General features: G+C 67.2%; 22 protein-coding genes. 2 read left to right on the top strand and 20 right to left on the bottom strand.

The features are described from left to right. The 12 genes from ACNTMW_RS33255 to ACNTMW_RS33200 form a co-directional block, all read right to left on the bottom strand. Window positions 1-738 carry an SDR family NAD(P)-dependent oxidoreductase gene (locus tag ACNTMW_RS33255; protein WP_426638032.1) on the bottom strand — a complete coding sequence of 246 codons (738 nt, stop codon included), beginning with the start codon at window positions 736-738 and terminating at the stop codon, window positions 1-3. Beyond that, window positions 735-2,201 carry an enoyl-CoA hydratase-related protein gene (locus ACNTMW_RS33250; protein WP_426638039.1) on the bottom strand — a complete coding sequence of 489 codons (1,467 nt, stop codon included), beginning with the start codon at window positions 2,199-2,201 and terminating at the stop codon, window positions 735-737. Before ACNTMW_RS33250 ends, ACNTMW_RS33255 begins: the two co-directional genes overlap by 4 nt. Then, a complete protein-coding gene (locus ACNTMW_RS33245) occupies window positions 2,185-3,831 on the bottom strand; it encodes an AMP-binding protein (protein WP_426638031.1) in 1,647 nt (548 codons plus the stop codon). Before ACNTMW_RS33245 ends, ACNTMW_RS33250 begins: the two co-directional genes overlap by 17 nt. Continuing rightward, the gene (locus ACNTMW_RS33240; protein WP_426638030.1) at window positions 3,828-4,247 is read right to left on the bottom strand and encodes a Zn-ribbon domain-containing OB-fold protein; all 420 of its coding nucleotides are present in this window, start codon (window positions 4,245-4,247) and stop codon (window positions 3,828-3,830) included. The genes ACNTMW_RS33245 and ACNTMW_RS33240 overlap by 4 nt, the downstream gene beginning before the upstream one ends. After that, window positions 4,244-5,374, bottom strand: coding sequence for a thiolase C-terminal domain-containing protein (locus tag ACNTMW_RS33235; protein WP_426638029.1), 1,131 nt, complete (start codon window positions 5,372-5,374; stop codon window positions 4,244-4,246). The genes ACNTMW_RS33240 and ACNTMW_RS33235 overlap by 4 nt, the downstream gene beginning before the upstream one ends. 151 nt (window positions 5,375-5,525) lie before the next feature. Beyond that, window positions 5,526-6,701, bottom strand: a complete 1,176-nt coding sequence (locus tag ACNTMW_RS33230) for an ABC transporter substrate-binding protein (RefSeq protein ID WP_426638028.1) — start codon at window positions 6,699-6,701, stop codon at window positions 5,526-5,528. Beyond that, on the bottom strand, window positions 6,698-7,468 hold the full coding sequence (locus ACNTMW_RS33225; protein ID WP_426638027.1) for an ABC transporter ATP-binding protein: 771 nt from the start codon (window positions 7,466-7,468) through the stop codon (window positions 6,698-6,700). Before ACNTMW_RS33225 ends, ACNTMW_RS33230 begins: the two co-directional genes overlap by 4 nt. Next, complete coding sequence (locus ACNTMW_RS33220) at window positions 7,465-9,171, bottom strand: branched-chain amino acid ABC transporter ATP-binding protein/permease (protein ID WP_426638026.1); 1,707 nt, start codon at window positions 9,169-9,171, stop codon at window positions 7,465-7,467. Before ACNTMW_RS33220 ends, ACNTMW_RS33225 begins: the two co-directional genes overlap by 4 nt. A gap of 80 nt (window positions 9,172-9,251) precedes the next feature. Next, window positions 9,252-10,112, bottom strand: coding sequence for a branched-chain amino acid ABC transporter permease (locus ACNTMW_RS33215; RefSeq protein WP_426638025.1), 861 nt, complete (start codon window positions 10,110-10,112; stop codon window positions 9,252-9,254). 128 nt (window positions 10,113-10,240) lie between these two features. Next, entirely contained in the window at window positions 10,241-10,630 is a 390-nt protein-coding gene (locus tag ACNTMW_RS33210) for a nuclear transport factor 2-like protein (RefSeq protein WP_426638024.1), read from the bottom strand. Beyond that, window positions 10,627-11,454, bottom strand: coding sequence for an SDR family NAD(P)-dependent oxidoreductase (locus tag ACNTMW_RS33205; RefSeq protein ID WP_426638023.1), 828 nt, complete (start codon window positions 11,452-11,454; stop codon window positions 10,627-10,629). The genes ACNTMW_RS33210 and ACNTMW_RS33205 overlap by 4 nt, the downstream gene beginning before the upstream one ends. Further along, on the bottom strand, window positions 11,451-12,815 hold the full coding sequence (locus ACNTMW_RS33200) for an FAD-dependent oxidoreductase (RefSeq protein ID WP_426638022.1): 1,365 nt from the start codon (window positions 12,813-12,815) through the stop codon (window positions 11,451-11,453). The genes ACNTMW_RS33205 and ACNTMW_RS33200 overlap by 4 nt, the downstream gene beginning before the upstream one ends. Window positions 12,816-13,104: 289 nt before the next feature. Between ACNTMW_RS33200 and ACNTMW_RS33195 the strand changes: the two genes are divergently transcribed. Further along, a complete protein-coding gene (locus tag ACNTMW_RS33195; RefSeq protein ID WP_426638021.1) occupies window positions 13,105-13,332 on the top strand; it encodes a hypothetical protein in 228 nt (75 codons plus the stop codon). Between the two features lie 68 nt (window positions 13,333-13,400). Here the strand turns inward: ACNTMW_RS33195 and ACNTMW_RS33190 are convergent, their stop codons facing one another. Beyond that, a complete protein-coding gene (locus ACNTMW_RS33190; RefSeq protein WP_426638020.1) occupies window positions 13,401-13,556 on the bottom strand; it encodes a hypothetical protein in 156 nt (51 codons plus the stop codon). 1,006 nt (window positions 13,557-14,562) lie between these two features. After that, window positions 14,563-15,924 carry a lectin gene (locus ACNTMW_RS33185; RefSeq protein WP_426638019.1) on the bottom strand — a complete coding sequence of 454 codons (1,362 nt, stop codon included), beginning with the start codon at window positions 15,922-15,924 and terminating at the stop codon, window positions 14,563-14,565. 688 nt (window positions 15,925-16,612) lie between these two features. Here ACNTMW_RS33185 and ACNTMW_RS33180 point away from each other — a divergent pair. Continuing rightward, complete coding sequence (locus tag ACNTMW_RS33180) at window positions 16,613-17,365, top strand: FadR/GntR family transcriptional regulator (protein WP_426638018.1); 753 nt, start codon at window positions 16,613-16,615, stop codon at window positions 17,363-17,365. Between the two features lie 33 nt (window positions 17,366-17,398). Here the strand turns inward: ACNTMW_RS33180 and ACNTMW_RS33175 are convergent, their stop codons facing one another. The 6 genes from ACNTMW_RS33175 to ACNTMW_RS33150 form a co-directional block, all read right to left on the bottom strand. Then, window positions 17,399-18,586, bottom strand: coding sequence for a mandelate racemase/muconate lactonizing enzyme family protein (locus ACNTMW_RS33175; RefSeq protein WP_426638017.1), 1,188 nt, complete (start codon window positions 18,584-18,586; stop codon window positions 17,399-17,401). A gap of 28 nt (window positions 18,587-18,614) precedes the next feature. Next, the gene (locus tag ACNTMW_RS33170; protein WP_426638016.1) at window positions 18,615-19,526 is read right to left on the bottom strand and encodes a carbohydrate ABC transporter permease; all 912 of its coding nucleotides are present in this window, start codon (window positions 19,524-19,526) and stop codon (window positions 18,615-18,617) included. 4 nt (window positions 19,527-19,530) lie between these two features. Beyond that, complete coding sequence (locus tag ACNTMW_RS33165) at window positions 19,531-20,487, bottom strand: carbohydrate ABC transporter permease (protein ID WP_426638015.1); 957 nt, start codon at window positions 20,485-20,487, stop codon at window positions 19,531-19,533. Next, window positions 20,484-21,842, bottom strand: coding sequence for an ABC transporter substrate-binding protein (locus ACNTMW_RS33160; RefSeq protein WP_426638014.1), 1,359 nt, complete (start codon window positions 21,840-21,842; stop codon window positions 20,484-20,486). Before ACNTMW_RS33160 ends, ACNTMW_RS33165 begins: the two co-directional genes overlap by 4 nt. Window positions 21,843-22,674: 832 nt before the next feature. Further along, window positions 22,675-24,012 (bottom strand): cellulose binding domain-containing protein, encoded by a 1,338-nt coding sequence (locus tag ACNTMW_RS33155; protein WP_426638013.1) that lies wholly within the window; start codon window positions 24,010-24,012, stop codon window positions 22,675-22,677. A gap of 648 nt (window positions 24,013-24,660) precedes the next feature. After that, complete coding sequence (locus tag ACNTMW_RS33150; RefSeq protein WP_426638012.1) at window positions 24,661-26,643, bottom strand: alpha-L-fucosidase; 1,983 nt, start codon at window positions 26,641-26,643, stop codon at window positions 24,661-24,663. Window positions 26,644-26,813: the final 170 nt, after the last annotated feature.

Below are 26,813 nucleotides of genomic sequence, written 5' to 3'. Positions count from 1 at the left end.
TCACAGCGCGGTGAGACCGCCGTCGACGGGCATGACAGTTCCGGTCACGTAGCCGGACTTCTCGCCGAGCAGCCACATGACCGCCTCGGCGACCTCCGCCGGCTCCGCGAAACGGCGGCTCGGGTTCGCGGCCGTCAGCTTCTCCCGGGCCGCCGCCGGCGAGGCGGCATTGAATGAATCGGCGACGGCGTCCATGATGCGTGTCTGCGTGGGCCCCGGCGCCACCGCGTTGACCCGGATCCCGTCCCGCGCCCCTTCGATCGCGGCGCTGCGGGTCAAGCCCACCACCGCGTGTTTCGCGGCGACGTACGGTCCGTATCGCGGGACCCCGCGGAATCCGGCGTTCGACGCGATGTTGACGATGGAGCCGCCGGAGCGAAGGGAGCGCAACCCGGCTCGCGTTCCGAGGAAGGCGCCATGGGTGTTGATGGTGATGTTCGCGGCGAAGTCCGCCAATGACGTCTCGGCCAGCCGGGCGCCTGGGCCCTGTACGCCGGCGTTGTTCACGATCCCGCGCAGCTCGCCGAGCTCCTGGGCCGCATCTACCAGCCGGTCCCAGAGTTGCTCATCGGTCACGTCGCCTTCGATCATCCGGACGTTCTCGTCCCGAAGACTCTCGGAGGGCTCCAGGTCGGCCCCGACGACGGACCAGTCGTGCTCTCTCAAGACCGCGACTATCGCGGCCCCGATCCCGCGTGACGCGCCGGTGACGATGGCTACCGGTCGGTGCTCATTCACTGACGGGCCTCCGACTGCTGTGCGTGAACGGCGTCCTCACGGAAGATCGCGTTCGCCCAGATCCGGGACATCTGTGTCACCACGTCGTCGAAGCTCAGCGAGGACGGCCGCCCCTCGACGAAGCATGCGTACGCGTACTGTTCGGTCATGCCGCCGAACAGCGTGGCCGTGAACTCTGCGTCCAACGATGGATCGGCGAGCCCTTCGGCCTGCGCTCGCGTGATCATCCGAGCGATCCGGTGATAGAAGACGTCCCGAGCCTGGATCCACATCTCGCGTACCCGCGGTTCCCGCTGTGCCGCCTCGATGAGCATCGCGTACAGGTCGGCGTTCTTCTCGTAGAAGGTCAGGTACTTACGCGTCGTGGTGTACACCGAGCGTGTCGGCTCGGTCGGCAGCCAGCTGTCGCGCGCGAACGCTACGACGTCGCGGAGCAGGTCCTCGAGCAGCTCCATGAGAACTGCTTCCTTGTCGGTGAAGTACCGGTAGAAACTGCCCTGTGACAGGTTGGCTTCGGACGTGATGTCCGAGACCCGGGCATGGCCGTAGCCGATTCGCCCGAACACGTTCCGGGCCGACGTCTTGAGCAGCGATCGGGTTCGGTTGCCCTTCTGGGTGCGAGGTTGGAGATCGGCTTCGGCGGTATTACCGGCCGGCGGGAGCCCTTGGTACTCGGGCGGCCGCTTCTCCAGGAAGGCCTGGATGCCTTCGAGGGCGTCGTGCGACGTCGTCGCATATGTGTGCACTGTGGCCAGTTCCTTCTGCAACCCGTCGTCCAGGCCATTCTGCCGCCCGACGTCGATGAGCTGCTTCATCGTGCGGTAGGCGTGGGGACTGTGCTGCCCGGCGGCGGCAACGAGGCTGATCGTCGCCGCCTCCAACTCGCCCGGCGCCGAGACGAGCGTGGTGAGACCAACCGCCTCGGCCTCCGCGGGCGTGTACAGCCGGCCGGTAAGCATCCACTCCTTGGCTTTCTGCCACCCGATTGCGCGACCGAGCCGCTGGCTCCCGCCCGCGCCCGGTAGTTGACCTGATCCCAGGTGTCCGTCGCCGATCCGCGCGGTCTGGGAGATGGTGATGAAGTCGCAGGCGAGCGCGAGCTCGAGGCCGCCCGCCACGCAAGCGCCGTTCACCATGGCACACGTCACCAGGGGTCCACGCTCAAGGCGCTCGCAGAGCTTCTTGAAGTCCTCCAGAAAGGCGCTGAAGCGTGCCGGATTCTTGTACAGGTCGAGGTATTTACGCAGGTCCCCGCCTGCGGAGAACGCCTTTCCGACACCCGTGACGATGAAACCTCGCAGCAGCGGATCTGCCTCGGCCTCATCCAGATGGACAAGGAGCGCTCGCACGGTGTCGTGGTCGAGCGGGTTGCGCAGGTCCGGCCGGTTGATCCGGATCAGGACACCGCGCGTACCGTCAACCTCCCAATCCTCTCGGACGGTCAGCTCAGTGCGCGGCGTCATCACGGCTGGCACTCCGTTCCTGGTTGGCCCGAGTTGCAAGCTCGGTCTTGCGGACCTTGCCGGTGGGCGTGCGGGGAAGCTCGTCGATCAGCTGGATGTACTGCGGCAGCTTGTACTTGGCCATCTCTCTCGCGGAGAGGTAGGCCACCACGTCCTCCAGCGTCGGCTGTGCGGGGGGCTCTGGCACCAGGTAGACCCCGACGATCTCGCCGAGTCGAGGGTCGGCGACCCCGACCACCGCCACGTCGCGCACACCTGGCATCTCGACGAGCACATCTTCGATCTCGCGCGGCGCGATGTTGAGGCCCCCTCGAATGATGGTCTCCTTCTTCCGGCCTACAACGGTGACGTAGCCGTCCTCGTCGACCACGCCCAGGTCGCCCGAGCGGAGCCAGCCGTCCGGGGTGAAGGTGGCGGCAGTACGCACAGGGTCGTCGAAGAACCCCACGCAGACGTTCGGACCCTTGACCGCGAGTTCGCCCACTTCGTTCATTCCCAGGGGTCGTCCGTCGTCATCCCACACTGCGACAGACGTCTGCTCCGGCGGCAGCCCGTCGGTTCCTTCGCGCTTCGACCTCGGCGACGAGATCTGGTTCCACGAGATGATGAGGCCCTCGGTGGAGCCGTAGATCCGAAGGACATTGACTCCAATCGATGCCGCTTCGCGGACGAGCTCCGAAGCGACCGGGGCACCGCCACAGCCGAAGAACCGCATCGAGCTGATGTCACGCCCGTCCTCTCGGGCGGCCCTGAGCAGATCGGTGAGGAAGGTCGACGCGGCCAGCGTGTAGGTGCAGCGGTGCTTCTCGATCAGTTCGGCGGCCCGGCTGGCCTCCCACCGGTCCTGGAGGACGACGGGCAGTCCGTGTATCAGCGCGAGCCGGACCCCGAAGTTGAACCCTGTCGAGTGGCCGACGGGCGACGGCATCCACACGACATCGCCGACGGTGAGTCCGAGGTGGTCGTACGAAGCGCGCGCGGAATGGTTGACGGTTTCTTCCGTATGCATGACGGCCTTGGGCTGCGACTCCGTGCCCGACGTAAAGATCAGCTCGCTGACGGCTGCCGGGGACACGACGGGAAACGTCTCCAGCGGCGCGCTGCCCAGCAGGTCTGACAGGGAGACGGCGTCGTGTCCGTGGGCTTCCTGGTCGACGACCACGTGGATGAACGAGTTGTCGAGCTCGTCGAGCAGTTCAGCGGCCAGGGCGGCGTGGTCGAATCCTCGGTACACGGCGGGCGTGACGTAGACGCGGGCCCGCGACACCCGCAGGAAGTGGGAGAGCTCCCGTCTCCGGTAGTTCGGCAGCAGCGGGTTCAGCCGGGCCCCCACCATGGACGCCGCGGTGTACATCACCACCGTCTCGTAGCGATTGGGCAGCTGCACGGACACCCCGTCACCGGCGCCGATACCCTGATCCCGCAGCCAGCCCGCGACGCGTGACGCGTCCACACAGAGTCGGCCAAAGGTGACTTCGCGCCCGTCCGTCCCGTCGACCACCGCCAGGCTGTCGGGGCGCTCGGACGCCCACTGACGCACCTTGTCCGCGAGGGTGAACTGAGGCCAGGCGCCCGACTCACGGTAGGTCTTTTCCTGGTCGGGAGTGTGAACCGCGACAGGGAGATTCATTGACAGGCCCCTTTTTCAGGTACGAAGACAATCGGGGGGCGCCCGGCATCGTCCGGGTAGGTCGCCGTCAGCCGCAGCCCCGGGACCATGGCCTCTGGTTCGACACCCTCGATGCGAGCGAAGATGCGGGCTCGTTCGTCGAGTTCGATGGCGCCGACGACGTAAGGCACCTGTCGCGACAGCTCCTCGTCGAAGGCGTAGTTCACGACCACCCAGGAATAGAGGGACCCGGTGCCCGAGGACGCAAGGATCTCGAGATCGGGGCCGCCGCATTCCGGGCACGACGGCAGCGGCAACACGAACCGCGTGTCGCACGCGGTGCACCGGCGCACCGGGATACGGTTCCGGCCGACCTCCCGCCAGAACCCGTCACCGTCGGGGTCGAGGCCGGTGATGAGAGAGTCGATCGGCGTCATGCGGCGGTCCTCTTGTCTCGGGTCAGGACCAGCGCAGAGCCGTCGGTGAGCGCACCGGACGTGACGACACAACTCTCCGCACCCTCGACTGTCCGCGTCCCCGCGCGCCCCTGCAGTTGGTATACGGCCTCGGCTACGGTGTTCATCCCGTGCAGGTACCCCTCGGCAAGTAGTCCGCCGTTCGTGTTCACCGGCAGCCGGCCGCCCGGACGGGTATGACCTTCGCGGATCATGTCCGCCGCCTCCCCGCGGCCGGCCAATCCCAGCCCTTCCATCGCGAGGAGAACGCTGCTGGAGAAGCAGTCGTACAGCTGGGCCATGTCGACGTCGGCGGGTGCGATCCCCGCGCTCCCCCATAGGTCATCAGCGATGGTGCTGGTGTAGTTGCGTGTCATGTCCGACCAGAGCATGGCGTCGCCGGCGTCCAGTCCGGACCGCTTGCCGGTCCCGTAAGCGGCACCCTGAATGACGACGGGGTCGTGCCTCAGGTCTGACGCGCGGGCGCGCGAGGTGACCAGAACGGCACACGCCCCGTCAACCTCGGTCGTGCAGTCGGCCGCACGGAACGGATCGGCGATCATCGGCGACTCGAGGTATTGCTCGATCGTCAACGGGCTTCGGCGGACCGCCCGCGGATTGTCGACGGCCCAGGCGCGCTGCGCCACCGCGACGGCCCCGAGGTCGCGCCCGTCCCCTCCGGTCTCGATCAGGAAACGTCGCGCCCACATGGCGATGAACTGCGGGTACGCGGTGAGACCGTACGGGTATCTGAAACCGGGCGCCAGTCCGGGGGCACGGGTACTCCCCACCCGCTGTCCGCTGCGTCCGTTCAGCGCACGGAAAACGAGGACGTTGTTCGCCATGCCCGTTTCGACAGCCGCCGCGGCTTGCATGACGAGAAAGGCCGGAGCCTGTCCCCCCAGGCTCACGTCGACCAGATAACGCGGCGCAGGCAGGCCGAGCACCGTTGCTACAGCCTGCGACGAGACCGAGTCGTTGTTGAAGCTGAAGCTGATGATGCCGTCGACGTCTTCGAGGCTGAGACCGGCGTCGTCGACAGCCGCACGGCAGGCTTCGGTGGCCAGCGACATGACCGACCGGCCCGACGCCTTGGTCAGAGCGGTCATTCCTACGCCTGCGAGGGCTGTCGATCCGAGAAAACTCAATCGCTGTCGTCCGCGGGACACGCGGCTCGTCCTCCTCAACTCCATGATCAGGTCACTGTGTACGGTCACCACCCGGCTTGCCGGCCCGGGTCGTCCCGGGCCGGCAGCATCGTCAGCCTCCGAGGTTGACCTGCTCGGCCTTGGGCCCGTTCATCTTGTAGGTGACCAGGTACTTGCCCTTGAACCCGTCGTGGCGCTCCTTGGAGAATTCGATCTGGGAGCCGCTCTTCCCCGAGACGCCGTCGTGCGGCTTGATCGAGTTCAGCGCATCCACGAGCTTCTGCCCGCCTTCACCGCCGGCGGACTTCAGCGCCTCGGTCAGGATGTTGATCGCGTCGAAGGTCTGCGCCGGGTGCTCCGTGAGGTCGGCCTCGCCGAACTTCTTCTTGTAGTCGGCGATGAAGGACTTCGTCGACTCCTTGGTCTGGTCGAGGTTCTGGAGCGAGTAGACGCCCGGGAGTTCGCTGTACGCCTTGCCCGCGATCTTGATGGCGTCGTTGACCAGGATGGGGCTGAAGCCGACGAGCGGAACATTCAACCCCTGCTCGAGCATCGTCTTGGCCACCAGCCCGTGGTCACTGCCGGCCGACCCGCCGATGAGGACACCATCGGGCTTCTTGCTCGCGGCGGCGGAGACCTGCGCGTTCACGTCGGTGCCGTTGATCGGATATTCGATCGGGTCACCGGCGAAGGTAAGACCGACCTCCTTGGCGCGCTTCGAGAAGAGGTCCTTGAGGAGGAGACCCGCCGATCCGGAGTCGTTGAGTACCACTGGCTTGTTGAGGCCGAGCGCCTTGCCCGTGTCGACGACCCCGGTCGCGTAGTCCGTCAGCAACGGTGCGATGCGGTAGGTGAAGATCGCGCCCTTCGTCACCGACTCCGCGGTGGCGGAAGGCGTGATGAACGGCACCTTCGCGCGCTCCGCCACCTCCCGGATCGCGAGCGCCTCGCCGCTGGACTGCCCGCCGACGATGGCTATCGCGCGGTCGCGGGTGATAGCCCGCTGCGACTCCTTGCTCGCGTCTTCGGCGGTCAGTTTGTCGTCGTAGACCTTGATCTCGAGCTTGCGCCCTCCGACCCCGCCGTTCACATTCACCTTTTCGGCGGCGAGTTTGGCGCCGTTGACCATCTGTTCAGCCGTCTTAGCCGAGGCACCGGTCAACGGCACGACAACGGCCACGACAAGTGGGTCGCTGTTGCCGCCGCCGGATGAATCGGACGACTTGCCACAGGCTGCGAGGGCCAGGCTGGCAGTAACGGCCAGCGCGACTGATGCTTTGAGCTTCATCCACTCACTCCTTTGTTCTGTGTGGTCGTTACTGCCGACGGCTCCTCGTGTCCGAAGTACGCGGATCGGATCGCCTCGTCGCTGTCGATTCCCCCGTCGGTGGACAACGTGACCTTGCCGAGCCGGAGGACGTGCAGGCGGTCGCACAAGACATTGAGCCGCGCGTAGTTCTGCTCAACGACCAGGAGCGACAACCCCGTTTGACGCAGGAGGCCCAGTGACTCGTAGATCCGGTCGATGACGACCGGGGCGAGGCCGAGCGACGGCTCATCGAGCAGCAGCAGCCGCGGTTTCGACACCAGCGCACGCCCGATGCTCACCATCTGCTGTTCGCCGCCGGAGAGCAGGCCGGCGAGCTGTCGCCGGCGGTCTTTGAGTACGGGAAAGAGATCGAACACCATCGGAAGGACCTCGTCGAGGCGCGATCGGACTCCCCGCGGCCAGCGTGAGATGGCGGCCAGCCGGAGGTTCTCCTCCACCGTGAGTGACCGGATGACGCGATGGCCCTCGGGCAGCATCACCAGGCCACGACGCAGGCGCGCCGACGGGGACTCGTTGCCGAGACGAGTGCCTTGAAACTCGATCTCTCCTGAGCGGGCCGGCAACAAGCCCGCCAGCACCTTCAGCAGTGAGCTCTTCCCGGCGCCGTTCGCGCCGATCATCCCGATGGCCGCCCCCTCCTCGACGGTGAGGTCGATGTCGACCAGTACGTCGGTGGCGGAGCCATACCCGGCCCGTAGGCCTCGCACCTCCAGCAGCGCGGTCATACGTTCCCTCCGAGGTAGGCGTCGACGACTTCGGCGCGGCCCAGGACGTCGTCGGGCTCCCCCGCGGCCAGCGTCTGACCACCGTCGAGCACGTGCATTCCGTCCGAGACCTCCGCGACGAACGAGACGTTGTGGTCGATCAGGAGGATGCCGATGCCGGCGTCGGCGAGTTGGCGGATGATCAGCGCCAGCGTCGATCGTTCGTGGTCGTTGAGGCCCGCGCCGGGTTCATCGAGCAGGAGGAACGACGGCGCGGTGGCAAGTGCCCGAGCGACCTCGGTCAGGCGCTGTGTCGCGTACGGCTGCGAACCGATCGGGTCACCCAGGTTCTCGTGGACGCCGAGGGCGCGCAACAGGCCGACTGCCTTGCTCAGCGCATCGCGGGTGTCGCGCCGGGCAGCGGGCGAGTCGAAGACCTCGCCGAGGTCGCTCGCGGTGGCGGTTCCGGCGAAGCCCAGCGCGACATTGCCGACGATGGAGACTTCGGGTATGAGCCTCGCCGTCTGGAAGGTACGCACGACCCCCAGCCGCGCCACCTTGTACGGCAGCTGAGCGTCCAGCCGCTGTCCGTCCAGAGTGACCTGACCGGAAGTGGGTATGACGTGGCCCGTGATGATGTTGACGAGGGTGGTCTTGCCGGCGCCGTTCGGACCCACGAGACCCAGTACCCGCCCCGGGGCCACCTCGAGGGTCACGTCGGACAGCGCCCGTACTCCGCCGAAGTCGACCGAGACGTTCTCGACGCGCAGCGGTCCCTTTGCCGACCGCGTTTCGAAGCCGACATCGGTGGGCTGGACGTCGATGAGCTGATCAGGACGTCGGCGCCGCAGTATCGACGTCACCAGTCGCTCAACGAGGCCGCCGATGCCGCCACGCCCGTAGCTGAGCAGAAGGATGATCGCGACGCCCAGGATGAGGGTGTTGTAGCCGGCGCTCGCGACACCGGCCTCGTCGATGAACACGAGCGCGATGACACCGATCACCGGGCCGAACTGGGTTCCGACCCCACCGATCAACACAGCGAGGATCAGCAGGATCAGCCGGTGCAGCCCGAACGAATCCGAGGCGATGGAGAGCGACTGGTGAGCGAAGATCGTGCCCGCCAGGCTCGCCAGGACACTTGAGACGACGAAGGCGACGAGCCTGACGCGGCCGGGCGATACTCCCACCGCTGAGAGCGCTACCGGCGCGTCCTTCAATGCCATGAATTTGCGTCCCATGCCCGACCTGGTAAGACGCGCGGAGAGTTCCCAGGCGATCCATGCGCCGAGGGCCGCCAGGGCGTAGTACTCGAGCGTGTTGGCTGCGATCTCCGCCCCGGCGATTTCCGCGTAGGGGATGCCGAGCAGCCCTTGGGCACCGCCGGTCACCGACGTCCACTTGAGAAGGACCTCTTGGACCGTCACCGCGAAGCCGAGCGTGGCGATCGCGAGGAATAGGTCCTTGAGATGGCGGGTCGGCAGCCAGAGCAGGACACCAACGGCCGCGCAGACGGCCATGGAGACCACCGCAGCCACCAGGAACGGCAACCCCATCTTGATCTGCAGCAGGCACGTCACGTACGCGCCGATCCCGTAGACGGCTACATGGGCGAGGGAGAAGATGCCGGCGTAGCCGTAGATGAGGTTGAAGCTGACGGTGAGGATGAAAGCCGCCGCTGCGGTGATGGCCAGGTACACCGAGAAGTCGTCACCCTGGATCAACGGGACCAGGGCGAGCAGGACGAGGGGCGCTAGTAACGACTGCCACCAAGGACGGGGACTCTCCGAGGCCCTTGCCATGGTCATACCCTCTCTGCCTTGCGGGGGTTTGCGAACAGCCCGGCGGGCCGCCAGGAAAGGACGATGAACAGCAGGAGAAAGACCATGCTGACCGAGTAGCGCGGGCTCACGAACTGAATGAAGCCGGTCTGCACGGCCGCTACGGCCAATGCGCCGGCTACAGCCTTGGAAATGCTTCCCAAACCGCCCACGACCGCGGCAGCGATCCCGAAGATGATGAGCGGGAGCGCCGATGCCAGCTGCACGGCGGCGATCGAACTCTGCAGAACCCCCGCAAGACCGAGTGCGGATCCGGCGAGGACCCAGGTCACGACGGCGATGACGCCGGTGCGCACGCCGTACAGGCTCGCCAGTTCGCTGTCGGCGGCCGTGGCCTCGAGGGCATTGCCGACCATCGTCCGGTCGACGAACGCGAGAATGCCGACAATGAAAACGCCCGCCAGGACCACTACCAGGATCCGCCCGCGTGCGAAGGTCGTGTCCCCGATCGAGATGCTGCCCTCGAGCAGGGGCTCGGCGGCAAAACCCTCCTTCGCCCAGATCTCACCGGCGAGGAACTCCAGCACCAGTCCGACACCCAGGAGCGAGAGCGACAGGGCGACGTGGTTGACGCCCCGGCGCTGACCCCACCAGACGGCGACGGCATACCCACAGAGGCTCAACAGCGCCGTCACCAACATCGTGCTGAGAACGCCGAGGACACTAGGGGTGGCCTGGTTGACGTAGAAGATTCCCGCGATGACGGCGATGTGCCCGGCGCCGAAGTTCAGGATGCCGCTCGAGCGGTAGATGACGTTCAACGACACCGCGATCAATGCGTACACTGCCGCATTGGACAACGTCGTTACGAGGAACTGCGTCATGAAAGACTGCCCTTTTGGTGGGTCGAGATACCGGACGTTTTGACGTCATTGCCTTTGAGTCGTGCCCACTCTCGTCGAGGATTGGGACGACTCCGGGTCCCGGTGGCAGTGGGAGTCGCTGGCGCTTTTCACACCGGCGACGCCGACCCCACCGGTGGACGAGAGTCGTAGGCCACGTACCTCGCGATGAGACCGTTGTCGTCGAGCTGTCCGGCCGACAGGAACGACAAGACCTCAGCGCCGTCGGCGTCACGAACGACACCCTCGATGTAGAAGCGGTTCTCGACGGTGTCCGAGCGGGTCTCGTGCGACCAGTCGCGCTTGCCACGGGCACGAAACAGCCGGACGAGGGAGTCGGTTCCCCGGGCTTCCAGGCGCGACGCGGTCACGCCGTCGGAGCCAGGGTCGTACGGCGGGTGGGAGTAGAAGGCGTCCGCGGAAAAGCAGGCCGCTGCCTCCTCGAACTGCCCCGCCGAAAGGAAGCGGAAGTAGTCGGTGACGATTTGCGGGAGTGTCATGCCTGAGCCTCCTGAGTGGATACCGCGCGGCGGTAATCGGCGGCGGCGATCGCGACGCCTCGGATCTGGCCGCCGGATGACCATCCCCCGTCTACGGCGATCTCGGCGCCGGTGATGTAGCTGCTTGCGTCGGAGCAGAGAAACCCCACCAGTGGCGCGACTTCGGTTGATCGGCCCGCGCGTCCAAGCGGAGTCGTGCGCGCGAACCCGTCGAGGTACGCGGGGTCCGCATCTGTGACCATGCCGGTCTCGATGAAGCCCGGATGGATCGAGTTGACGCGTATACCATGCGGCGCGAACTCGACGGAGGCGCTCTTGCTCAGGCCACGAAGGCCCCACTTGCTGGCGGCGTACGCCGCGCCCGGATACGCGGCGAGCCCCGCGACGGACGAGACGTTGATGATGGAGCCTTTGCCGACGGCCCGCATGGACGGCGCAACGGCGCGCATTCCGAGCAAGGGCCCGGTCAGGTTGACGTCTAGCACACGTGCCCACCGGTCGAGGTCAACGCCGAACACGCCCGCACGATCGCTGATACCGCCGTTGTTGACGAGGCAGTCGACGCGCCCCCAACGTGAAAGGGCCTCGTCAAGTACCGTCCTCCAGTCGTTTCGATCGGTGACGTCGAGACGGCGGAAGGCGACATGCCCTCCCTGCGACGCGAGCTCATCGGCGAGCGCGGCACCTTGCACTTCGGCGATGTCGGTTGCCAGTACGGATGCCCCTTCGGCCACCAGCCAGCGGACTTCGGCCGCCCCCTGACCGCCGGCAGCGCCCGTAACGATCACGACCTTCCCCTGCACCTGCCCGGACGGCGCGCTCATGACGCCGCTCCGAGGCCGGCCGCACGGCCACTGACCGCGGCCCATCCGAGACCGCCGCCGTAAACGTCTACGAAGACACCGCCGGCGTCCGCGCCGGCAGCGAAAGCCGCCCCGATTCGCCTGCCGTCGGCATCGAGGACCCGGCATTCGTCATCGACGAGGAGTCCACCCATCGTGTACGTGATGGCGCTGACGCACTCAACGGCGTAGAACGGCGCTTCATGCAGCGGCTCGTGGTGACAGACGCGTGGCGGGAAGAGGCCGCGTACCGGGTCGGTCGACTCGTTGTAGTGATTGATCGAGTCGCGCACGTTCTCGGGCGGCACGCCGTGCGATCCCAGCGCGTCGGCCAGAGCGCGAAGGGACGGGGCCTCGATGACCAGACCGCCGAGGCTGCGTACCAGGTCGAGCCGGTCAGGGACGCGGGAGCCCAGGACGCCCGGCAGGCCCACACTCGACGTGACATGCCGGTCGCGGATCGCCTCGTCGAATACCAGGAAGTATCGGGCGTCCGGCTGGCGGGAGCCCTGCTGAGCGTTATGTTCGTCGAGAACGCCGATCGACTCGTCGGTGAACCGCAGCCCAAGGCGATTGAGGACCACCGTGTAGTCGGAGTAGTACTGTGAGGCCGGAATGAAGTCCTTGCTGGCAATCTCGCGTCCCGGCGTGTAAGGCAAGGAGTGTCCGTAGAAGGACGACATTCCATTGCTGAGGCCGGCACCCTGCCCGTGTAGCAGCCGGATGCCGCCACCGGCGCTCTGGCGGTTGGAGCGCACAACCAGTCGTTCGGCTTCGGGGGTGACATACCGGAGAAGCATGTCGCGGCTGTTCTGGAATCCGCCGGTGGCGGAGACGAGCGCCGCGCATTCGATCAGCTCTTGCCGGCCGTCGTGAACGACCTCCAGCAGCCAACCTTCACCTCTCGGCCGCAGGTCCACCAGGGTGGCACCCGTGCGGATCGCTCCCCCGCGCTCTCGTACCACCTTCTCCATGGCGGCGGCGAAGTCACCGCGAGATCCGGCGACGCCGAGCCCCATCGTGCGCCCACGCCCCATGTCGTCCTTGAGGCACGGCGACTCGTCACCGAGCGGTAGGCCCAACTGCTCGAGCCACTCCCACGCTGCGGGCAGCTCGTCGCACAGTTTCCGCTGCAGGTCCGCGCGGCCCTTGGGGATGTACGACCTTGCCGTGGCGAGGTCCTTGGGCCCCCATACGAGTCCGCCGCTGATCGCCATGGAGCCACCCAGCTGCGGCGCCTCCTCGAGCAGCAACACTTCCGCGCCCTCGCCGGTAGCCGCCATGGCGGCACACAAGCCAGCCATTCCGCCACCAAGGACGACGACCCGTACCTGCTCTGCCATTACGAACCCTCGCCTTCACGTGGGCAAGATCACATGGGTGAGATGTAAACATGAAAGTGGCGTCACCGTCAATAAGCGGATCGGCCAGGCCACCGCGCCGTGACAGCACGTAACCAACCACGCGGCCGCATCACGAAGCGTCACCGCCGACCGCGGGAGCGGTAGGAACGGGCCGGCGGTCTCCCCCAGACAGGCCGGGCCACCCTGTGGGGCTCGAATACTCGGTTCGGCCGTCTGAAGTGCAATTCTGTGCAAGCTCAAGCCCTGCGCAGCCGTCATGCTCGCGGCCATGAGCGCATCGCTGGTGTACCTGCTCCTGCGCCAGATCCTGCAAATGTTGACCCAGCTCGCCCGGGACGGCGGCGCCAAGGATGTCGAGATCCTGGTGCTCCGCCATCAGGTGGCGGTGCTGCGCCGCCAGGTGCACCGCCCCGACCTCCAACCCGCCGACCGGGTAGTGCCGGCAGTGCTGTCGCGACTGCTGCCCCGCCCGGTCACGTCCCGCGAGATGGTGTAGATCGCCTGCGTGAGGCTCTGTGCGCTGTTCAGTTTTCCGGTCGATAACCGGCTGGGCAACGGGTGTGGCTATGCGGCGGCGAGTTCGGTGGTCGTGGCGGCCGGTGGTGCGGTGAGCAGGGCCATGGTTGCTTCGGCGAGGTAGCGGCGGTCTCCGGTCTGCCATTCGTCGGCGGCTTTGAGTGACTCCAGCACCTCTAACAAGGCAGACTGGTCGAGGGTCATCGCGTACTCCGTCCTCTGGGTGTCCTTGGTCGTTCACACAGAGACTCACGCGATGACCCCCTTCACGTCTGCGATACGCCGAAGTGGATCAGCTTCTACACCACTCGGTGGGACGCAACCCTGGACAACGACGGTCCAGCCGAACGCCAGGAGCTGAGCCAAGAGACGCGTAGGCCCGTGCGGATCCACGGCCCATCCCTGTCACGCTGAGCTGAGACAGCTCATCGACCGCGGGGATACGGCCCGCGGATCAACATGTGGCTCATCAGCAACTTCGGCCCCGACGTCAACCTCTTCGCCCGCCGGCAGGGGCAGTTGGGGTCATCCGGTGATGCCGATTTGGGGCGTCGACGTCATCTACTGCGGATGTCGTGGTCGAACGGGTCGAGCAGACGGCGGCCGGGCTGCAGATCCTGGCGCGGCCGACGGCGCCCGCACCGGCGTCCCGCACGCGGTGCAGGTGGCCGATCGCTGGCACCTGTGGCACAACCTCGCCGAACACTTCGAGAAGACGGCGGCGCGACACCATCGCTGCCTGACCACGATGCGACCGGCCTCGAACCTTCACCAGACGCGGCGCACCGCCGCCTCGTCATGGGGGATCCGGTCCACCACCGCTGACTCCCGCCCCCGGCGGCAGAACCCCGATCACGATCTGACTCTTGGCCACGTCCAACCCGAGATGGATCGGACCGTCGGCCTGCGTCATGCTGTTCATAGCGACCGGCTTCTACGCCCGGCTCCTGGTTGAGCCCGGCTTATTCGCCGACAAGACAAGCAATTCCGAAGTCAGGAGTCGCCGCCTGGGCATAGCGAGGGGTCGCCCACTCCCCCACCGGATGTGCAGTGACGCCGAGCCGCGCGCACGACATTTCTGGCACCCACAGCCCTGCCCTTGCCGGTCAACAGTCGGAGGTTCTGGCTGCGCAGTTCTCCTCCCTTCGGGTACTGACGGGTCCCGGGCCAGGCACGATCGGTGCCGGGCTCGGGACCCGCGTGCATCACGTCAGTTGCGCAGGCTCCACTGCTGGTTGGAGCCGCCGTTGCACGACCAGATGATGATCTTCGTGCCGTTCGCGGTGCCCGCATTGTTGGCGTCCAGGCACTTGTCCGACTGCGCCCCGGTGATGGTGCCGTTGGCGTTGATGTTCCACTGCTGGTTGGCCTGGCCGTTGCAGTCCCAGATGATCACCGCGGTACCGTCGGCGCTACCCTGACCCGACGCGTCCAGGCACTTGTTGCCGTACACCGTCAACTGCCTGCTCGACGTGTAGGTCCAGCGCTGGTTGGCGGCACCGTTGCAGTCCCACAACTGCAGCTGCGCACCGTTCGCCGTGCTCTGGCCCGACACGTCCAGGCACCGGCCGGACGCGCCGCCCACGACCGCCACGTTCTGGCGGCCACCGGGCGGCGGGGTGCTGGCCGGCGGGGTGCTGGGCGGCGGACCGCTCTGGAACTGCGTGAAGAAGTTCCACACCACGCCCGAGGTCCAGGTCCGCCAGCCGCCACAGGTGCACCCGTCGATCGGGCCCGGGTCGTGCCCTGCTCCGTCGAACGCGGCCCACACCACCGGATACCCGGACCGGCACCCGGAGTAGGCGGTGACGATGTGCGTCAGGCTGCCGTTCGCCGGCTCCGGCGGGTTCTGCGGGTTGCAGCCGTTGTTCCTGACGAAGGTGTCACGCAACGACCGGCCCGAGGAGATGGGCAGGACGTTGTCCCTGATGCCGTGCAGCCCGATGTACGCCACGGGCTGGTTGCCGCCGCTGCACCCGCTGAGGTTCGCGCCGGAGTAGACCGCGACCGCACGGAAGACCGTCGGCCGGGCGCAGGCGAGTGCGTACGTCATTGCGCCGCCGTAACTGAAGCCCGAGGAGAATACCTGTGTCGTGTCAATGCACAGGCCGGCCTCGAGCTGCCTGAGCATGTCGTCGACGAAGGTCACGTCCTGGCCGCCGGAGTTGGCCCAGCCGTTGTTGATGCCCTGGGGCGCGACGAAGATCGTGCTGTTGTTGGCACTGTCCGCCAGTCGCCTGAGCCCGTAGTAGGACCAGTTGTACCCGTCGGTCCCGCCCGAGTCGACATCGTTGGCGGTGCCACCCACCCAGTGGAACCCGAAGATCAGCCGGTAGGGGTGGTTGTTGTCGTAGTTGGCCGGTACCCGCAGGATGTAGCTGCGGGTCTGGCCGCTGCTCTGGATCGTGTGTGTGCCGCTCGCCAGCGTCGGTGCCTGGCCGCACCCGGCGGTCGCCGCGTACGCGGACGACGCGCCCCCGCCCAGGATGCCGCCCAGCACCACGCCGGCCACGGCCAGGACGAGTAGTGCCGCGACCGCGACAGCCCCGAAGACGGATCTGTACCGTGCCATCACGCAACTCCCTTCGCGTGCTTTGATCGATGTATACCAATGTGTTTGCCCGTGGTCCGCCCCTGCCACGAAGTCCACACCTGGTACGAAGTCCGGCCACCGAGCGAGATCTGCGGGGCCGCCGGACGCAGGTCGGGCCGGTGTCCCACGTGACGGCCGCGACGGTTCCGGCCGGTCGATCCGGGCCGCGCGCCGGTCCGGGCCGTCGAGCTCAGGCGACAAAGCGGTGCGGCCGGCAGCACCGCCGGCCAACGTGTCGCCCGACCTCCAAAGTGACTAGGACCTAGTGAATCGATTCGACATTTGTCAATGCGATGCTACGACCGTCATATTGCGGGGTCAATGTGGGAACCATCGAGTCCGGCCCGACGCAGACGAACCGATTCGAGTGTCCAGCTGCTGCCCGCGCCGGTCCCGGCCAGCTCCGAACGCACCGACCGCCACCGCCCCACCGCCGCGACGTCCCGCGCGCCGACCATGCCCCGCACACCGTCGTGCTCCGCCGCACCCGCTACGACCCTGCACCCGCGCCTACGCCGCCTCACCGAAGGCCCGCCCAAGAAAAGATCATCCGTTGCCTCGAGCGGTACGCGGCCCGAGAGGTCCGCACCGCCCTGCTTGCCGGCGACCGGACCCTCATCACCTGCTGCCCGGAGGGGCATCGGGAGAGGCCCATTAGAGTGCGGTCATGACGGCTCGCGCGGACGTGTTCGCCTTCCCTCCCCGTCGACCCGCCGAACGGCTGAGCGTGGCGGTAGTGAGTGAGCTGGTGGAGCTCATCGTCACAGGCCAGCTCGCCGAGGGCGAGTTGCTGCCGCCCGAAGGTCCGCTCAGCGAGCACTTCGGCGTCAGCCGCACGGTCATCCGCGAGTCGGTCAAGCGGCTCGAGGAGAAGGGCTTGCTGGTAGTGACGCAAGGCCGCGGTACCCAGGTGGCCCGCTCCGGCTCCTGGAACATGCTCGACCCGATCGTCCTCTCCGCGCTCATCGACAACGACGTGTCGCTGGCCATCCTGGACGAGCTGACGATTGTCCGGGGCCACCTCGAGGCCGCCATGACGGGCGCGGTGGCCGCGCGGCGCACGGCGGAGGAGTTGACCCGCATCGAGCATGCGCTGGGGACGATGCGCGAGACGCAGCACGAGAGCGACTCCTTCCGGCAGGCGGATGTGGTCTTCCACTTCACGATCATGGAACTCTCCCGTAACCGGCTGGCCGAGAACATCACCAAACGGCTGTACCGGCGGGCGCTCGAGAGCAGCCGATACCAGGGGATGGGGTACGAGGACGCCTTCCGCTCCACCCTGGACGAACACGCTCGGGTGGTCGACGCCATCTCCCGCCGGGACGTCGAGGCCGCGGAACGGGCGATGCGCGACCACATCATCAATTCCTGGCAACGGCGCCGGTTCACCGCACCCCGGGAGAAGGCGGAGCTCTAGACGCCACACTCGCGGGTGAGCCCAGTAGCGCACTCAGGACCGTACTCTCTCCGCCGCAACCGCGTCGGCGGGCTCCTCTCGGCGGGAGTCGGGGACGAGGCGCAGACCCGCCCGGTCGGGACGGACATGCGGCCCACCGATCGCGGCCGGCGGGTTGACAGCTCGCACGGCGTTGACGGTGTCCTCGTCGACCCGGATGCCCAGACCCGGCTCGTCGCCGAGGACGATCCCCCCGTCCACGAACTCCTGGTCAACCTCGAGTCCGATCGGAGACGACAGGTCCTGGACTTCGAAGACCAGGTGGTTCGGCACCGCGGCGGCGGCGTGCGCCAGCGGGTTGGCGTGGTAGGCCACCGGGCTCACGGGCAGGTCGCGGCCGTGCGCTGTCACGGCCACCCGCAGAAAGTGCGTGATGCCCCAGACGTTGCCCACCTGGACGATGTCGATGGCGTCGGCGTCCAGGAGGGGACGGTACTGCTCGAGGCCGGTCAGGTTCTCACCGGCCGCGACGGCAGCGCGGATGCCGCGCCGGACCGAGACCAGCCCGGCCGCGTCCCATCTGCGTACCGGTTCCTCGACCCAGGTGAGGTCGACCGCGCGCTCCAGCGCCGCGACGAATCGCACGGCCTGCGAACGGTTCCACGACTCGTTGGCGTCGAACATCAGGGCAGGGCGTGCCGAGTTGCGCCCCAGGACCTCCCGCAACGCCACCAGTCGGCGCAGGTCGTGCGCGACGTTGCGGCCGCCCTTGAGCTTGCCTGCGGCAAAGCCTCGATCGGCGAAGCGCTCGTACAGGGCCACGAGGGCGTCGTCGTCGAGCGCGATGTCCAGCCCGGAGGCGTAACCGGGGACGAACCGGTCCAGGGCACCGAGGGTACGCCAGAGTGGCTCGCCGGCCGCCTTCGCCTTGAGGTCCCACAGTGCCATGTCGATGGCGCCGATCGTGCCGAACGTCGCGCCCGAGTGGCCGGTCTTGAAGACCCGGTCCAGCATCCGGTCGTAGAGCGCCGAGACCGCCCGGGGGTCCCGACCCTCGACGGCACCGAAGACACGGTCGATGTCGCCGTGCTCGCCGACACCCACCCCTTCGAGGCCGCTGTCGGTTTCGAGAATCAGCACGTGCACATCGGTGCGCGGCTCGGAAACCACCCCGTTGGCGTCGCCGATCGGCCGCCCCCACTCGTGCTGCGTCGTCAGGCTGCGGTATCCGGTGACTTTCACACGGGCTCCTTCTCCACAGGGTTACGGCTCACTCCTTGGTGCCTCCCGCCGTCATGCCCGTGACCAGAAAGCGCTGCGCGCAGAGGAAGACGATCAGCACTGGCAGCACCGAGATGACGGTCGCCAGGGCGAGCGTCGGCAGCTGCACGGACTGGATTCCGGCGGAGCTCGGGTTGAACGCCGGTGTCGAGGCGAGCAGAGCGGTCAGGCCGACCTGGACCGGGTACCCGTCGCTCGAGGGCAGCATCACGAAGGGCAGGAAGAAGTTGTTCCAGCTCTGCACGAAGCTGAAGAACGCCACCAGCGCGACGATCGGCGCGGCCAGCGGCGCCGCGACCCGCGTGAACACCTGGAACTCGCCGCATCCGTCGATGCGCGCCGCCGCGAGCAGGTCGCGCGGAACGCTCGTCGAGAAGTAGATGTAGGTGAGGTACACGCCGAACGGAAAGAACGACAGGGGCAGGATCACCGAGAGTGGACTGCCGATGAGCCCCACCGCGTTCAGCTCGAGGAAGATCGGTAGTACCAGCGCGGTGTTCGGGATGAGCATGACGATCAGCGTGAGCACCAGGAGCAGCCGGCGAAAGCGGAACTGCGTCAGAGCCATCGCGTAGCCCGCCGGGATGCTCGCGATGAGCGTGATGACGAGCGCTCCCACGGCGTACAGCGCCGAGTTGGCCACCCAGGCGGTCACCGCTCCATCCTGGAAGCCGAACAGCTGCTTCCAGTTGGCGGCGAGGTCGCCGAGGCTGCCGGGCCGGAACGGGTTGTCGACGATGAGCCCGTGCGCGGACTTCGTCGTCGCCAGCAACAGCCAGACGATCGGGACGATGAAGAACAGCACGAAGATCACGACCACGACCGCGACGATTGTCCGGCCGCTCCAGCCGCTGACAGCCGCCCGGTATCGGACGGGGCGGGTGATGTCCGGTGTCGTCAAGAGCTCAGTCCGTCCCGAACAGGCCGCCGCGCGTGACGAAGACAGCCGACAACGCGAGGGCGATGGCCAGCAGCAGCAGGGAGATGGCCGCGGCTGCGTTGAAGTCGTTCTGCTGGAAGGCGTACTGGTACGCGAGCTGGTTGAGCGAGTAGTCGTTGGGCACGACCGCGTTGCTGGCCTGCGAGAGCAGCTGGGGCTCGACGAACAGCTGCGTGCCTGCGGCGAGGGACATGACCCCCATGTACGAGACCCATTTGCGAATCAGCGGCAACTGGATGCGCCAGGCGATCTGCACCGTGCTGGCGCCGTCGATGCGCGCGGCCTCGATCACATCGGGGCTGATGTTGTTGAGTGCGCCGTACATGATGACGATCCAGCCTCCCGCGCCGGTCCAGAACGCGATGATCGCGAAGACCGGAGGCAGGTTCGCCGGCACGATGACCTGCACGAAGCTGGAGAAGCCCAGCAAGCGGAGCAGGCCGGCGACCGGGCTCGCGGTCGGGTCGAGCACGAACAGCCAGAGCAGGACGCTCGACGCGCCCGCCAGGGCGCCCGGTAGGTAGAAGATGAGCCGGATCGTTCGGCTCAGCCAGCGCACCCGGACCGTGTGCACGACGATGGCCAGCAACGAGACCAGCACCACGAGGGCGACCAGCCAGATCGCCAGGTAGAGCGCGACGTGCCCGACGGCGGGCAGGAAGCGGAAGTCCCTGATGACCTTGATGAAGTTGGCGAACCCGGCGAAGCTGCCATCACCATTGGTGAACGCCAGGTAGAGGGCGTAGAGAGCGGGAAGGATCCCGAACGCGACCGCCAGCCCCGCGTAGAGCGCGATGAAGCCGTAGCTCATCGGGCTCCGCGTACCGCCGTCGCGGCGGGCGGCCGGCCGGCGGCCCGGGGCGGCCCTCGGCCGCCTGCGCAGGACGACCGCCGACTGCGCCGCGTCCCTGGTGGCGGTCATGTCACCGTATAGCCGTCGACCCGGGCCTGGTTCTTGATCGCGGTCCCCCACTCGGGAAGCAGATCGACCAGGCTCTTGCCGCTGGCGATCGCGGGGGTGACCGTCTTGGCCCAGATCGCCTCCTGGCTGAAGACCCCGAAGCCCCATCCGCTCCAGATCTCGGCCCCAGCCTTGATCACCGGCTGCAGGTCGGTGGCGTAGTAGCCGCTCGACTCCCGTTTCTTGATCCACTTGTCCGTGGCGGGTGCGTAGGCCGGGTAGCCGGGAGCGGCGTCCACCTGGTAGTCGTCGGCCGTCGTGACGAACTCGACGAACTTTTCAGCCGCCTTGAGGTTCTTGGAGTGGCTGCTGATGAACCAGGTACCGCCGCCTACGTTGCCGGTCACGGCGCTGTCACCGCTCCACGCCAGCGGCGCGGCGACGCCGAGCTGACCCGCGGGGACGTTCAGCGACTGCGGGTTGTTGAAGATGGCACCCGCGTACCAGGCCGGGCCAGGCATCACGAGCACCTTGTCGGAGTAGTTCTTCACGAACTCGGGTGTGAAGACGCTGACGTTGGGCGTGCTGCCTGCCTTGATCAGAGTGTCGAGCATCGACGCCGTGCGCTTGCACTCCGCGCTGGCGGTGTTGACCGTCACTGATCTGGGGCCGGTGATGTCGTTCGCCTGGCACTTACCGCCCCAGAAGTAGATCTCCGGGGCGAAGGAGTCTCCGACGGTACCCACGATGTAACCGGGGTGCTCCTTGGCCACCTTCTCGCCGAGCGCCCGGTACTCCTCCCAGGTGGTGGGGACGGAGTAGCCGAACCGGTCGAGCAGGCTCTTGTTGTACCAGAGCACCACCTGCGCCAGGTCGTTGCGCAGGCAGTAGACCTTGCCGCCGACGGTGCACGGGTTCAGCGAGCCCGAGGTGAAGTTGCCGAGGGTGGCCTTCGGAACGAGTCCGCTGTCGAGTACGGCCGCGAACGCCTGCTTGCCGTTGCTGCCCTGGCTCGCCCAGGCCGCGTCGTTGTTCTGCGTCGAGAACACCACGTCGGGCCAGCCGCTGCCCGCCCGGTCGAACAGCTGCATCTTCGTACGGAACGAATTGGATCCGTTCGCCGAGCCGTCGTAGGTGACGACCTTGAGCTTCACGTCGGGATTTGCCTTCTTGAAGGCGTCGGCCGCCTTCGTCCGATCCGCATCCACCCACACCGTTATCGTGGCCTTGTCATCCTGCGTGACCTGGGGGAAGCCGTAGGAACCGGTGGTGGAGCCACTGGTGCCGCCGCCGCAGCCGGCCAGCGTGACGGCGATGGCCAGTGCCCCGGTGCCGCTGATCGCGCCCACCCATCGGCGAGGGCGTCCGGCTCGCACGAAACCGAGCATATTCACGTCCTTTGCCTCGTTGACGTTATCGAGGACTTACGTGTCGCGGTGAAATATAGACTCATACGTATTATGTTTTCAATGCTTCTGGGTGCGCCGCCAGGAGAGCACGGATCCTCGACGCAGGTCGCCGCACGCATGGGCTGGGGTCTTCCGGAGAGACGGTGACCCGGGGACGCCGCGCCGCCCGGTCCCGGCGAGCTGCCGATGGCCGCCATCTACCTACCGTGGACGGCGCGGAACCGGCCGTCCACATCGTGCACGGTGAGATGCACGCCAGGATGCGGGATGCCCCTCGCGGCCGGCTCGTGTTCGACCACGGGATGTCCGGCACGGCGGCGTGAGGCCGGTCGGTCGTCCGCGGACCGGCCGCTACGGTGACGTCGGTGGCCCGGCGGACAGTTGCTCCCGGTAGGTTCCCGCTGCGCCGTCGGAGACTCGGCAGAGCGGGGAACCTACCGGGGGATGGTGCTCGTCAGCTTCGCGTCCAGCTCTGGTTGCTGCCGCCGTTGCAGGTCCAGAGCTGGACCAGGGTGCCGTTGGCGCCCCGGCCGTAGCCGATCGTCAGACCCGAGTACGGCATGTTGTAGATTTCGTTGTGACTGACCGTCGCGCCGGTGACGCAGGTCGGCAGGAACGAGCTGATACCGCGGTAGTCCAGTCCGATGTCGTGCCCCAGGTTGTTGCTGATCGCGGCGGCCGTTCGATGGTGGCGTGCGGGCGTTCCCGCCGATTCGGGTTGGCCACCCGCACGCCACGGTAGGGGTGAACGGGGATCCGCCGGTCTCCCGAGCGGCGTCGGGTCCCGCGTCCGTTGTGGTCAGGGACTGGCGCAGGAGATGTTGCTGGGCGCAGCGGCGCTGCTACCGGTGGCGGTGAACCCGAACGTGGTCGAGGCGTTCGCGCCGAGGGCGCCGTTGTAGGCGGCGTTCCTGACGGTGACATCGCCGGTGGTGCCGGTGTTGGTGCCGTTCCAGAGGCTGCTGATGGCCTGGCCACCAGCGAGGGTCATGCGCACGGTCCAGCCGTTGAGGGCGGCGGCGCCGTTGTTGGCCACGGTGACCTCGCCCTGGAAGCCGCCGGGCCAGCTGTTGACCGCCCGGTAGGTGGCGGTGCAGGTGCCGGGCTGCCCACCGCCGGGCGGCGTGGTCGGTGGCGTCGTGGTCGGTGGCGTCGTGGTCGGTGGCGTCGTGGTCGGTGGCGTCGTGGTCGGTGGTGTCGTGGTCGGCGGCGTCGTGGTCGGCGGCGTGGTGGACTGGAACTGGGTGAAGAATTTCCAGACCTCGCCCGACGTCCAGGTCCTGGACCAGTTGGTACTGGTGGAGCCGTCTACCGGATTGGGTGTGTGGTCTCCGTCGAACGCGGCCCACTGGACCGGATATCCGGGCTTGCACCCGGAGTAGGCGGTGATGATGTGCGTCAGACTGCCCTGCCCCGGCTCGGGCGGGTTCTGGGGCGTGCAGCCGTTGTTCCTGACGAACGTGTCCCGCAACGCGCGCCCGTTGGAGATGTTGAGCACGCTGTCGTGGGTGCCGTGGATGCCGAAGTACGCGATGGGCTGGGTGCCGCCATTGCAGCCGCTGAGGTTGGCACCGGAGAAGGCCGTGACCGCACGGAAGACGGTCGCCCGGGCACACGCGATCGCGTAGCTCATGGAGCCGCCGTAGCTCCACCCCAGCGCGAACAGCTGGCTGGTGTCTACGCAGAGGTCACCCTCGATCAGCTTGGTCAGGTCGTCGACCAGGGTCAGGTCCTGGCCGTTGGTGTTGGCCCAGCCGTTGTTGATCCCCTGGGGCGCCACGAAGATCGTGCTGTTGTTCGACAACGGTAGAAGTCCGTAGTAGCCGTCGGAGGCGACGTTGGCAGCGGTTCCGTTCAGCCAGTGCAGACCGAAGATCAACCGGTACGGGTGGTTTCTGTCGTAGTTGCTGGGAATGTTAAGGATGTAGGAGCGGCTCTGTCCGCTGCTCTGAATCGTGCGTGTTCCGCTGGTCAGGGTTGGTGTCCTGCCGCATCCCGCGGTCGCGGCCGCCGCTACCGTGCCACTCTCCGCGGCCTGCGCGGTCGCGCCGAAGCCACCGCGCAGCACCACGCCGGCGGCGGCCACGACGAGAAGCGCTACGGCTGCGACAGTAAAGAAGCGTCTACGCCTCGACATCGCACAACTCCCCTTCGGTCGAAAGTAGGTTTACCGGGACGGGTGTCTAAAGGCCCGCGGGCGCACACATGCCACAGCTCGGCGCGCTTCAGCCGGTCATGGCCTTGCGTCTTCGGCTGGTTGACTGGCGGACCACGTGGTGACGCCGGACGGCACGTGGTCCGTCGCGTGCCCGCGCAACTCCACCGGCGGGGGCTGCGACGGCGGCAGCGCCGGCTGTCCGCAGTAGGCACCGCCCGACGGAGCGGGCGGAAGGGCATGGTGGCCTCCGTGACGTGTGGCCGGCGCAGCCCGCTCGACCGGATCGTTCCGAGCGGTCCTGCCTGACGGACGCGGACGATATGACTGGAGTGTGAGCGCTCACATCGAGGTGCGGGCCGCCACCGGCGCGTTCTGCGCCGGTGGCGGCCATTCGTGCCACTAAACGCGGCAGCCGGTTAATCGATTACTATCGATGTTATGACATCATACGTTACCGGCGATGGCAGCGTCGGACAACATAGGTGACTCCGATGAGGTACCGGCAGCAGCGACGCCGCGCCGACGGCTCACGCTGGATGCCCGGCCGGGAACGACAGGTCATCAGATGTATCGCGAGACCGGCCGGATCGAGGCCACGCCTCGACGGACGGGGCCGGGCCGTGCCGGTCAGGCATCGGTGATGGTCCACTGGTTGTTGGTGCTGCTGTTCGGCGCCCACAGGCACGCGTTGCCGCCGATGGTCGAGTCGCCCATGCCGTCCAGCGCGGTGCCGGTCCCCCGGTTGATGATCTGGTAGCGGCCGTTGCCGACGCTGCCCAGCCGCCACTGCTGGTTGTTGCCGCCGCTCCACGGCGACTGCTGGCAGGTGGCGCCGTTGGCGGTGCTGCCCCCACTGTCGGCGACCATCCCATTGGTACGGTTGACGATGCGGTACCAGCCGTTGCCCAGGTCGACCAGCTGCCACTGCAGGTTGGTGCTGCCGTCGTAGTTCCACTGCTTGAGCCGCGACCCGGAGGCGACGTTGCCGCCGCTGTCGAGCGCCAGACCGGTGGTGACGTTGGCGATCTTCACCCAGCCCGTCGGGAGGGGCCCCGCGCCCAGCGCGGGGATCTGGCCGGAGAAGGTCAGCTTCACCACGTACGCCGGGGCGCTGTAGGGGGCGGTGGACGAGGGCATCGTCAGGCGCAGGCCGGAGCCGCCCTGGGTGGGCCTTGCCAGGTCGAGGTACGAGCCTGCCGTGGAGCCCAGCAGCTGCGCCGAGGCGAAGCTGCTCAGGTTGATCTGGTTGGAGTTCAGCGTGGTGATGGTCAGCGTGCTGCCCGGCCAGCCCAGCACGGTGGCGTACAGCACGGTGTTGTCCTTGCTGCGGGTGAACCGGATGTCGCGGTTGGTACCCTCCCGCGGGCCGGAGAACGAGCCGCCGCCCATCTGGGTCGGCCCCTCGCCGTAGCTGGCCCAGGCGCGGGTGGCGTAGACCGACTCGCCGAAGCGTTTGAGGTAGTCGCCCATGCCGCGCAGGATGCTCTGCTGGCCTGACGGGATCGTGCCGTCGGCCATCGGGGCGATGTTGAGCAGCATGGTGCCACCCTTGCTGACCCGGTCGATCAACGAGTGCAGCATCGCATTGAGCGAGTAGTAGCCGATACCCACGGTGTAGCACCAACTGGAGCTGGAGATGCTGTCGTCGGTCAGCCAGTAGGGGGTCTGGATGCCGGCCGGACCGCCGCGCTCGAAGTCGAAGACCTCGCCCTTGTTGTTGAAGCCGTCCTTGTAGGTGGCGACCACGTCCGTGTTCCAGGCCACCGCGCGGTTGTAGTAGTAGGCCAGGAAGTTCAGCCGCTGCGCCTCGTTGACCAGGTTCAGGTCGAAATCCTGCCAGATGAGGTCGGGCTGGTAGCCGTCGATGACCTCGCGCAGCTTGTCGTACCAGAGCTGGTTCTCCGCGCTCGAGCCGAGCTGGCCGTACAGCTTCTTGAGCGTGGTGGTCGACTGCGCCGGCACGTGGTCGTAGTAGCCGTTGAAGTGGTAGGCGTGGTGCAACGAGACCATGAACTTCAGGCCCTTGGCCCGGATCGCATTGGCGTGCAGCCCCACGAGGTCGAGCCGGGGTCCGGTGGCGACCGAGTTCCACTCGTTGGCACTGCTGTTCCACATCGAGTACCCGTCGTGGTGCTCGGCGACCGGTCCGGCGAACCTCGCGCCGGCATCGGCGAACAGCTGCGCCCACGCGTTGGGGTCGAAGGCACCCCCGGCCGACGTCAGCTTCGGCGCGAACTGCACCCAGTTGCCGGCCTTGTCCCGGGCGCCGTTGATGAAGTTGTGGTACGGCCACGCCGACGGGTCGCCGTAGACGCTCTTGTGATGGTTGTTCTCGTTGGACCCGCCGATGTACATGTTGCGCGGGTACCACTCGTTGCCGAACGCCGGGACGCCGAACACACCCCAGTGGAAGTAGATGCCGAACTTGGCGTCCTGGAACCACTCCGGGGCCGGTGGGTGCTGGTCGACCGACGACCAGCGCGCGGTGTAGCTGCTCGGACCGGTGGTGGCCCACGATGCGCCGGACCTCAGCAGACCGGAGGCCGCGGCTCCGGTGAGCCCAGCAGCGACCAGCAGTCGGCGACGGTTGAACCGTAACGACGAGGACATGGCGGAAACCTCTCCGGACGGAGAACTAACGACATAAAACCTAAGTGCCTGTCTGGGATCTGAACCTCTGGATCGATCGGAGACGATCCTCAGTGTCGATGCCCGGCGTGTCGAGATGACAACAGGCAGAGCTCTCCGGTAGGTGCACTGGCGACCAAACCAGTTGTGCC

This window comes from Planosporangium spinosum, from assembly GCF_049999945.1.
GTDB lineage: Bacteria > Actinomycetota > Actinomycetes > Mycobacteriales > Micromonosporaceae > Planosporangium > Planosporangium spinosum.
Note: the sequence above shows the minus strand (reverse complement) of the source record. Positions and strands in the feature narration are given on the sequence as shown.